The sequence below is a fragment of the Tatumella sp. UBA2305 genome (assembly GCF_002345795.1).
In the GTDB taxonomy this organism is placed as follows: Bacteria; Pseudomonadota; Gammaproteobacteria; order Enterobacterales; family Enterobacteriaceae; genus Tatumella; species Tatumella morbirosei.
Genome location: NZ_DDVT01000024.1, coordinates 50,216 through 60,042, shown reverse-complemented (window position 1 = coordinate 60,042; position 9,827 = coordinate 50,216). Strand labels below are relative to the sequence as shown.

General features: G+C 51.3%; 10 protein-coding genes. 9 read left to right on the top strand and 1 reads right to left on the bottom strand.

Annotated features, from left to right (window positions below; translation table 11 throughout):
* The first annotated feature begins 337 nt into the window (after window positions 1-337).
* The 8 genes from epd to B3Z23_RS17200 all read left to right on the top strand — a co-directional run bounded on the left by epd (window position 338) and on the right by B3Z23_RS17200 (window position 7,905).
* Window positions 338-1,357: an erythrose-4-phosphate dehydrogenase gene (epd, locus tag B3Z23_RS17235; RefSeq protein WP_294912441.1), complete on the top strand. Its 1,020-nt coding sequence runs from the start codon at window positions 338-340 to the stop codon at window positions 1,355-1,357.
* Window positions 1,358-1,407: 50 nt separating this feature from the next.
* Entirely contained in the window at window positions 1,408-2,571 is a 1,164-nt protein-coding gene (gene pgk, locus B3Z23_RS17230) for a phosphoglycerate kinase (protein ID WP_038018072.1), read from the top strand.
* Window positions 2,572-2,658: 87 nt separating this feature from the next.
* Window positions 2,659-3,738: a class II fructose-bisphosphate aldolase gene (fbaA, locus tag B3Z23_RS17225; protein ID WP_038018074.1), complete on the top strand. Its 1,080-nt coding sequence runs from the start codon at window positions 2,659-2,661 to the stop codon at window positions 3,736-3,738.
* A 304-nt stretch (window positions 3,739-4,042) separates the two neighbouring features.
* Window positions 4,043-4,360: an EthD family reductase gene (locus tag B3Z23_RS17220; protein ID WP_294912439.1), complete on the top strand. Its 318-nt coding sequence runs from the start codon at window positions 4,043-4,045 to the stop codon at window positions 4,358-4,360.
* 16 nt (window positions 4,361-4,376) lie between these two features.
* The gene (locus tag B3Z23_RS17215) at window positions 4,377-5,243 is read left to right on the top strand and encodes an NAD(P)-dependent oxidoreductase (protein WP_294912437.1); all 867 of its coding nucleotides are present in this window, start codon (window positions 4,377-4,379) and stop codon (window positions 5,241-5,243) included.
* A gap of 178 nt (window positions 5,244-5,421) precedes the next feature.
* A complete protein-coding gene (gene mscS / locus B3Z23_RS17210) occupies window positions 5,422-6,291 on the top strand; it encodes a small-conductance mechanosensitive channel MscS (protein ID WP_294912435.1) in 870 nt (289 codons plus the stop codon).
* Window positions 6,292-6,438: 147 nt separating this feature from the next.
* Complete coding sequence (locus B3Z23_RS17205; protein WP_294912434.1) at window positions 6,439-7,068, top strand: LysE family transporter; 630 nt, start codon at window positions 6,439-6,441, stop codon at window positions 7,066-7,068.
* A 99-nt stretch (window positions 7,069-7,167) separates the two neighbouring features.
* Complete coding sequence (locus tag B3Z23_RS17200) at window positions 7,168-7,905, top strand: oxidative stress defense protein (RefSeq protein ID WP_294912433.1); 738 nt, start codon at window positions 7,168-7,170, stop codon at window positions 7,903-7,905.
* A gap of 17 nt (window positions 7,906-7,922) precedes the next feature.
* Here the strand turns inward: B3Z23_RS17200 and B3Z23_RS17195 are convergent, their stop codons facing one another.
* Entirely contained in the window at window positions 7,923-8,858 is a 936-nt protein-coding gene (locus B3Z23_RS17195) for a LysR family transcriptional regulator ArgP (protein ID WP_294912443.1), read from the bottom strand.
* 191 nt (window positions 8,859-9,049) lie between these two features.
* Here B3Z23_RS17195 and rpiA point away from each other — a divergent pair, with 191 nt between their 5' ends.
* Window positions 9,050-9,715, top strand: a complete 666-nt coding sequence (gene rpiA / locus B3Z23_RS17190) for a ribose-5-phosphate isomerase RpiA (protein ID WP_294912432.1) — start codon at window positions 9,050-9,052, stop codon at window positions 9,713-9,715.
* The last annotated feature ends 112 nt before the right edge of the window (window positions 9,716-9,827 follow it).

The following is a 9,827-nucleotide window of genomic DNA, read 5'->3' as shown; positions in this document are numbered from 1 at the left end:
AAAGCGAAAGCGATTCTGTAACGGCACTTTCCGTCAGCGTAAATATCAGCATGGCAGATCTCTGCCATGCTGTTTTTTTAACTGTAGCCGGCAGCAGGCAACTGTTTTTTTTATGCACAGTCATTGGTTAAAAATGTGAAGTTGATCGAAATATTAAGATCCCGGTTGATCTCAGTCATTCCCCGGTGGCAAGGCATGATTTATTCTCAGCTGAAGCGTTTCAGTTGGGCTGGTTCAATAGCATCAGTGATTTGATAATTGTGCTGATGTCAGACTGACAGAGGCTGTGACGGTCGCAGAGCGTACCGTGGCGGCAGTTTAAGGTAATGGTAGTGAAATGACCATCAGAATTGCTATTAATGGTTTTGGACGTATCGGCCGGGGTGTGCTGCGGGCGCTGTATGAAAGCGGACGCCATACCGAAATTTCGGTCATCGCAATCAATGAGCTGGCCGACAGTGAAGGGATTGCCCATTTACTGAAATACGATACCAGCCATGGTCGCTTCGCATATGAGGTCCGGCTGGAAGATGAATTGCTGAAAGTGGGCCGCGATACTATTCGCCTGCTGCATCAACCCCTGATCAAAGATTTACCGTGGTCTGAGTTGGATATCGATATTGTCCTGGACTGTACCGGTAAATATGGCAGCCGTGCCGATGGCGAAGCACATCTGGCAGCCGGTGCCAAAAAGGTCTTGTTCTCGCACCCCGGAGGCAATGACCTGGATGCGACCGTGGTGTTTGGTGTCAATCACCAGTCGCTGCGGGAACAGGACCGGATAGTGTCGAATGCTTCCTGCACCACCAACTGTATTATTCCGGTGATTAAATTGCTGGATGATGCTTTCAGTATCGTGTCGGGAACCGTCACTACTATCCATTCATCGATGCACGATCAACAGGTTCTGGATGCATACCATGATGATTTACGCCGGACCCGGGCTGCGAGTCAGTCAATTATCCCGGTAGACACCAAACTGGCGGCCGGGATTACACGGATACTTCCGAAGTTTTCGGACCGGTTTGAAGCGATAGCAGTTCGTGTCCCGGTGATTAACGTGACAGCGATTGACCTGAGCGTGACACTGGAAACGGCAGTCTCTGCCGCAGAAGTTAATGCAGTGTTGCAAAACGCTGCTCAGGGGGTATTTCGTGGTATAGTCGACTATACGGAATTACCGTTAGTTTCTGTCGATTTTAACCATGATCCGCACAGTGCCATCGTGGATGGTACGCAGACCCGGGTCAGTGGTCAGCACCTGGTGAAAACCCTGGTATGGTGCGATAACGAATGGGGCTTTGCTAACCGGATGCTGGATACTACGTTAGCAATGTCTGCAGGTAATTTCAGGTAAGGCGCGCTTGCGCCTGGCAAAACTTATGAGAGTTAACGAGAGGATTCACCATGTCTGTAATTAAAATGACCGATCTGGATCTTGCGGGTAAACGTGTACTGATTCGTGCCGACCTTAATGTGCCGGTAAAAGAAGGGAAAGTCACATCAGATGCCCGTATTCGTGCATCACTACCAACGATTGAATCGGCGCTGAAGCAGGGTGCGAAAGTGATGGTGACCTCGCATCTGGGCCGTCCGACGGAAGGTGAGTATAACGAAGAATTCTCCCTGTTGCCGGTGGTGAACTACCTGAAAGATAAACTGAGTGGTACCAGCGTGAAACTGGCAAAAGATTACCTGGACGGTGTTGATGTGCAGGCCGGTGAACTGGTGGTACTGGAAAATGTCCGTTTCAATAAGGGCGAGAAGAAAGACGACGAGACCCTGTCGAAAAAATACGCGGCGCTGTGTGATGTGTTCGTAATGGACGCTTTTGGTACCGCACACCGTGCTCAGGCATCCACTCACGGTGTGGGTAAATTCGCGCCAATCGCCTGTGCCGGTCCACTGCTGTCAGCAGAACTGGAAGCCCTGGGTAAAGCGATGAGTAACCCGGCTCGTCCGATGGTGGCCGTGGTCGGCGGGTCGAAAGTCTCTACCAAGTTTGATGTGCTGCAGTCTCTGGTCAATATCGCCGACACGGTGATTGTCGGTGGCGGTATTGCCAATACCTTCGTGGCTATCGATAACAAGGTGGGTAAATCACTCTACGAACCAGAATTTGTCGACGCTGCGAAAAAACTGCGCGACCAGTATGGTATCCCGGTGCCAGTTGACTCCCGTGTAGGTACAGAGTTTTCAGAAACCGCGCCTGCTACCGTGAAAAAAGTGTCTGAAGTTCAGGACGACGAAGAGATCATGGATTTCGGTGACGAAACAGCGCAGGCTATGGCGAAGATCCTTAAAGAAGCTAAAACCATTCTGTGGAACGGTCCGGTGGGAGTCTTTGAGTTCCCTAACTTCCGTAAAGGCACCGAAATTGTGGCGAATGCGATTGCTGACAGTGAAGCATTCTCTGTGGCTGGTGGCGGCGATACTCTGGCCGCGATTGACCTGTTCGGTATTGAGAACAAAATCTCTTACATCTCAACCGGCGGTGGCGCATTCCTGGAATTTGTTGAAGGCAAAAAACTTCCGGCCGTTGCTATGCTGGAAGAGCGCGCAAAACAGTAATTCAGCAGCAGGTGCGGCCCGCTGGCTGCACCCGATTTTGCCCGATTGACGGGCTTCCGTTTACGGCCAACGAAACAGGACAATGTTATGTCTAAAATTTTTGATTTCGTAAAACCTGGTGTAGTTACTGGCGAAGATGTGCAGAAGATCTTCAAAGTAGCCAAAGAAAATCACTTTGCTCTGCCGGCAGTTAACTGTGTAGGCAGCGACTCAATCAATGCGGTACTGGAAGCTGCGGCGAAAGCCAAAGCACCGGTCATTATTCAGTTTTCTAACGGCGGTGCTGCGTTTATTGCGGGTAAAGGCTACAAAACTGACAAACCTCAGGGTGCGTCAATCATGGGAGCCATTGCCGGTGCGCATCACGTGCATCTGATGGCAGAAGCCTATGGTGTGCCGGTGATCCTGCATACCGACCACTGTGCGAAGAAATTACTGCCGTGGATCGACGGGCTACTGGATGCAGGTGAAGCGCACTTTGCAAAAACCGGTAAACCCCTGTTCTCTTCTCATATGATTGACCTGTCAGAAGAGTCACTGGAAGAAAATATCGAGATCAGCAGTAAGTACCTGGCCCGTATGGCTAAGATGGGTATGACACTGGAAATTGAACTGGGTTGTACCGGTGGCGAAGAAGATGGTGTCGACAACTCTCATCTGGATAACTCCGCGCTGTATACCCAGCCTGAAGATGTTGATTATGCCTATACCAAACTGAATGCTATCAGCCCGAACTTCACTATTGCGGCATCATTCGGTAACGTTCACGGCGTTTATAAACCAGGTAACGTTCAGCTGACTCCAAAAATTCTGCGTAACTCTCAGGATTATGTCAGCGAGAAACACGGTCTGCCGCACAACGCCCTGAATTTCGTTTTCCACGGGGGTTCTGGTTCTTCTGCGGAAGAGATTAAAGAATCTATCGGTTACGGTGTGATTAAAATGAACATCGATACTGATACTCAGTGGGCGAACTGGCACGGTATTCTGGAGTTCTACAAAAAGAATGAAGGCTACCTGCAGTCACAGCTGGGTAACCCGGAAGGCGAAGATAAACCAAACAAAAAATACTATGACCCGCGCGTTTGGTTACGTGCTGCTCAGAGTTCTATGGTGGTTCGTCTGGAACAGGCCTTTAAAGAACTTAACGCTATCGACCGTCTGTAATCGTTCAGAGGGTCAGAGAAAGCCTGCCGGTTGGCAGGCTTTTTTTTTGCGTCACGATGGTCGCTTAACCCTTACCGGCCCCCTGCATCGGCTAAGTTATCCCGGGCAACAGTGTATTGTTTTTATATCATTCGATATAGAATTAATTGACAATGGAATCGGTGTCTCATAAATTTATACCGATCGGTATTTAAATCATGCTGAGTCAATGGTTAGCATCTCACTTGCCGGCGACCGCAGAATAAACCCGCAGTAACCACCGGCCTGTCGCCGGTTCATTCACTCTGTTTTTCCGGAAATCACTATGCACAATTTATCGTCACAGGTTATCGTCTATGTTACCTATCAGGGGACTGCTGACAGCCGGTTTGACCGGCGTTACTACACTGAACATCATCTGCCGTTGGTCATGCGGGCATGGCAACAGTACGGACTGGAGAGTGTCAGCGCCTTTTTTCCTGCAGAGACACGGCCCGGAACCCTGGCAATTTGCGAATGTATCTTTCGTGATGAACAGGCGGTTCAGCAGGCGTTTAATGCCGACGATATCGCGGGCGTGATGCAGGACATCCCGAAGTTTACCGATCTTATTCCTGCCCGTATCCGCGGCGTATCTTTGTAATCAGAAGGAGTGTGTGATGGAGTATGGCTTAATTGGATTAGGGGCAATGGGGCGTGGCATCGCTGGCCGGTTACTGGCGGCAGGGCACAGCGTAAAATGCTGGACCCGATCTGGCACGACGATGCCGGGTGTCGGGGCAGTAACTACCCCGGCGGAAGTTTTTCAGTCTGATGCTGTGCTGACGATGCTTTCTGATGATGCAGCGATTGGTGAAGTCGTCTTTGCCGGGGATTTTTTCAGCCAGTGCCGGCCCGGGGTAATTCATATCGTCAGTTCCACACTCTCGGTGGCCATGTCAGAGCAACTGACTGACTACCACCGTAAGGCAGGGATCGGATTTATTGCCGCTCCGGTACTGGGCCGCCCGGATGTGGCAGCCCGTGGTGAACTGAATATCCTCGCGGCCGGTCATCCGGATTTAATTACCCGGGCTGAGCCGTTGTTTCAGGCCATTGGCCGCAAAGTGTGGCCGCTGGGAGATCACCCTCCCGCCGCTCATGCGGCCAAAATTGCCTGCAATATGATGATTGCGATGACGATTGAAGCCATCGCCGAGGCGGTCGCTCTGACCGATGTCAATGGTGTGCCACGCAATGACTTTTTCGAGCTGATTCTGGGCACCCTGTTTGGCGGCCGATCATATCAGGTCTATTCGCAGCTGATTGCGGAAGGGGAATACCAGCCGGGCTTTAAAGCCACACTTGGGCTGAAAGATCTCAATCTGGCGACTGAGGCTGCGACACAACTGGCCGCCCCCTTACCAATGTTGTCAGCGGTTCATCAGCAGATGTCGCGTGCCATCGAAGACGGGGGCGGGGAGCGAGACTGGTCGATTATGGCTGATTACACGCTACGCACCAGTCAGCCGAAAAGGGCCGAATAATCCGTAAAGTTAACCGGGGATATTCCCCAAAATGATAACAACGGGTAATAATTTCCTAAAAACAGTGACTCAGCCGCCGGCGGATTTGGCAATCCGCCATTAATTGTTTACCCTTGGCGCTGATCGGCTGATAACAGCCTCTGTGGTTTCATTCAGGAATTTATTACAGGATTATTCGATGCAAGACTTAAACGTCGTTGATAGCATTCACAATGCCGGCAGCTGGCTGGCACGTAACCAGGAACTGTTACTAAGCTATGCGGTAAACGTTGCCGCCGCTCTGGCTATTTTGTTTGTGGGTTTTATTGTTGCCCGCGTATTATCTAATGGCTTTAACAAACTCCTGCTGGCCCGTAGTATTGATCAGACAGTGGCCGACTTTTTATCGGTGCTGGTTCGCTACGTTGTTATTGCCTTTACGCTGATTGCTGCACTGAGCCGTGTTGGCGTTCAGACCGCATCGGTGATCGCAGTGCTGGGTGCCGTAGGTCTGGCCGTGGGGCTGGCACTGCAGGGTTCCCTGTCTAACTTTGCTGCCGGTGTACTGCTGGTCACCTTCCGCCCGTTCCGTGTCGGCGAATATGTGGATATTGGCGGAGCTGCCGGTACTGTTGTGAGTGTGCAAATTTTCTCAACCACCTTGCGTACCACTGACGGCAATATTGTGGTGGTGCCTAACGGTGGGATCATTTCCTCGAAAATCGTTAACTATAACCGTGAACCTTTAAGCCGTAGCCAGTTTATTATTGGTGTTTCATACGATGCGGATATTGATCAGGTCTTTGCGGTGTTACGTCAGGTGGTAGAAGCTGAGCAACGTGTTCTTAAAGACAAACCCGTGGTTGTTGCCCTGAATGAAATGGGAGCATCGACCCTGAATGTTATTGTCCGCTGCTGGACCACTTATAACGATCAAACTCAGACCTACTGGGATTTAATGGCTGCCTTTAAACGGGCGCTGGATGCCAACAGCATTGGTATTCCTTATCCGCAGATGGATGTGCATATCATCAATCCAACAGCGGGTAAAGCTGAAGAAAAAGCCTAATCTCTCCTGCCTGCCGGTGTGACTATCCCCGGCAGGCCTTTATTTCTCCCGCATGATTAATTTTCCTAATTACGGATAAGTTCTTTCCATTTCACTTTTTCCCTGAAAATCGCCAGACTCTGCGCATTAATTGGCGGAGAACACTCTATGTTATTCTATTTACAAGGAATTACCCTTGGGGCAGCACTCATCCTGCCGCTGGGACCACAAAATACACTGATCCTCAATCAGGGAATATTACGCCGCTATGCGCTGATGTCGGCCAGCTTCTGTATTCTGAGCGATGTGGTACTGATTTGTGCCGGAGTGTTTGGCGGAAGTGCGGTTCTGCAACACTCTCCGTTGGCGCTACAAATGATTACCTGGGCAGGTTGCGCCTTTCTGTTGTGGTATGGATGGGGAACCTTACGCCAGGCCCTGCGGCCTTCGACGCAAAGCAGTGATCCGCAAACAGTCCAGCAGCGGCGGTTTAAAATCCTGCTGACCCTGATTGCGGTCACCTGGCTGAATCCTCATGTCTATCTGGATACCTTTGTGGTCCTTGGCAGCCTGGGAAGCCAGGTGCCGGCAGAGTCCCGGGTGTGGTTTGCGCTGGGGGCCGTAACGGCTTCGGTAGTCTGGTTTTATGCACTGGCTCTGCTGGCCAGCGCGCTCTCTCCCTGGCTTAAACAGGGGCGTACTCAGCAGGTGATTAATTTGCTGGTCGCCGGCATGATGTTTTATCTGGCCATCAGGCTGGGCAGCGAAGGCGTGACCATGCTGCGTGCCGTAGTGTAAAACTGTGTCTGCCGTCGAATTTTCAGACGGCAGCTGACTGCAATTTCCCGCTATTGCCTGTAATCTCAGGCGGTAAATTGCAGACAGGGAACCCTTATTGTGAAATTATTTCAGCTCGTTATCCCTGCCATTCTGGCGGGAAGTTTAACCTCAGTCGCGGCTTTGGCCGCAGAAGTTCCGGACTCACCGCATATCTCCACCTCCGGCCATGCTTCGGTTCAGGCAAAGCCGGATATGGCAACACTCAGCATTGTGGTGCAGCTCAGTGCGCAACAGGCGACTGAGGCGAAAAAACAGGTGGATGCCCGGGTCGCCAAATATTTCGATTTTCTGCATAGCCAGGGAATTGAGAATAAAGATATCGATGCGGCCAATATCAACACCCAGCCGCAATATGATTACAGCAAGCAGGGCAAACCTCAGCTGACGGGCTATCAGGCCACCCGCCAGGTCACTGTGACGGTGCGGAAAATTGATAAACTCAATGAGTTGCTGGATGGTGCCCTGAAAGGCGGGCTGAACGAAATCCGTTCGGTCACGCCGGGAGTCGCCGATGCCGCCCGCTATCAACAGCAGGCCCGCGAAGAAGCGATTAAAGATGCCATCAGCCAGGCACAGGCTTTGGCTGCCGGTTTCCATGCCGAACTGGGACCGGTATGGAGCATTCAGTATCATACCGGCAGTGACCGGCCACAGCCGGTGATGCGGATGTATGCACTGGCAAAAGCCAGCGCAGATACCACCCCGCAGGAGACTTATCAGCAGCAGAGCATCAATTTTGATGATGAGCTTAATGTGGTGTTTGAACTGAAACCACAACCTGCGACGACTAATTAACGCCGCAGGCAGGAAGATTAGCGGGCCTGGCCGGCGGACGAATCGACGCCGGCCGGGAAATCATCCTGACGCAATACACCATGACCATGTTCCAGCAGTGCGTCAGTCACACGGCGCATCAGTCGGCTTTCTGGCGCAAAACGATGCCAGTACAGCATCCGCCGCTGGTAGAGCCCCGGGGTTAAATCGACCAGTTCACCGCGGGCTAATTCACCACCAATCTGCAGATGGGGGATCATACAGCAGACCGAACCTTGCCTTGCCAGTTGGACAAAGGCTTCTGATGAATTGACGATATGGCAGGGGACACTGCCCGGGGGCAAATCGAAATATTGTTGTAAGAAAGCCTGATGCATATCATCCAGATGATCGAACGCCACCGCCGGTGCTTTCAGCAGTGCGGAACGGGTTACCCCGTTGGGGAAATAGCGTTTGGCGAAATCCGGAGAGGCAACGAACAGGTAATCCAGTGCGCCCAGCTGATCGACCAGACAACTTGGCAGCGCCTGAGGCTGGATACTGACGGCACCTACCACCTCACCGCGCCGCAAGCGCTCCTGGGTACGGCTTTCATCTTCTACCTGTAAATTCAGGCGTACCGGCGAATCTGCCAGCACATCTTTCAGCGCAGGTAACAGCCAGGTCGCCAGACTGTCGGCGTTGACCGCTATCGACAGTAGCAATGGCGTACTGCCGCCGGTTTCATCGGCCAGCCATTGCTCCTCCAGCATTTCAACCTGATGCAACAATGCCAGTAATTTCTGGCCCTGTTCGGTGGGGCGCGGCGGTACAGTCCGTACCAGCAACGGCTGACCAAACAGATTCTCAAGCTGCTTAATTCTCTGCGAGACTGCAGACTGGGTAATACAAAGTTTTTGTGCGGCGCGTTCAAAACCGCGCTCGCGGATAACTGCATCCAGAGCCTGAAGGGTTCGGTAATCCGGGCGTTTCATCGTTTTGCTCTCTGCTTCAGGGAGGAACGTATCCTGCATTATAGTGTTTGCTTTGTGCTGTACGCTGCATTGTCAGAAAAAAATTACGGTCTGCAATATAATCCACGCAATCTGCCCGCAACATTAATTTTTTTTCCTGCTGCTTGTTTTATACTACGCCAACGAACAGAGCGTACAGGTTTAAACATATCATGAGCCGGGATGAACTAAAAAAAGCGGTAGGCTGGGCAGCACTCAGGTTTGTAGAGCCGGGGTCAGTGGTCGGTGTAGGTACCGGCAGCACGGCAGCCCATTTTATTGATGCATTAGCGACAATAAAAAATGACATCGAAGGCGCGGTATCCAGCTCCGAAGCCTCGACAGAGAAATTACTCAGCTATGGTATTCAGGTGTTTGACCTGAACACTATCGATCGTTTGTCGGTGTATGTCGACGGTGCGGATGAAATCAACCCGCAGATGCAAATGATCAAAGGGGGCGGGGCTGCACTGACCCGCGAAAAGATTATCGCAGCTGTGGCTGATAAATTTATCTGCATTGCCGATGAAAGCAAGCAGGTCGATGTGCTGGGGCGTTTCCCCCTGCCGGTTGAAGTCATTCCAATGGCAAGATCTTACGTGGCCCGTCAGTTAGTCAAAATGGGGGGGTTACCGGAGTACCGTCAGAATGTGTTAACGGACAACGGTAATATTATCCTGGATGTTCATAATCTGAGTATCGTGAATCCACGGGAACTGGAGATTATGATTAATGCTCTGCCGGGTGTGGTGACAGTCGGACTGTTCGCCGCCAGAGGTGCTGATGTGGCATTGATTGGTACCGATAACGGAGTAATTACACTAACCAAAGACGACTAACTGTCGTCTTTTTTTTATCGCGGATTTTAGTGATTTATATCACAGTTTAGTTAACGGCTGATAAAATCTGCTTCCCGGTGGCGTTAAGAATCTGCTTTTCCCCGCAATCTGC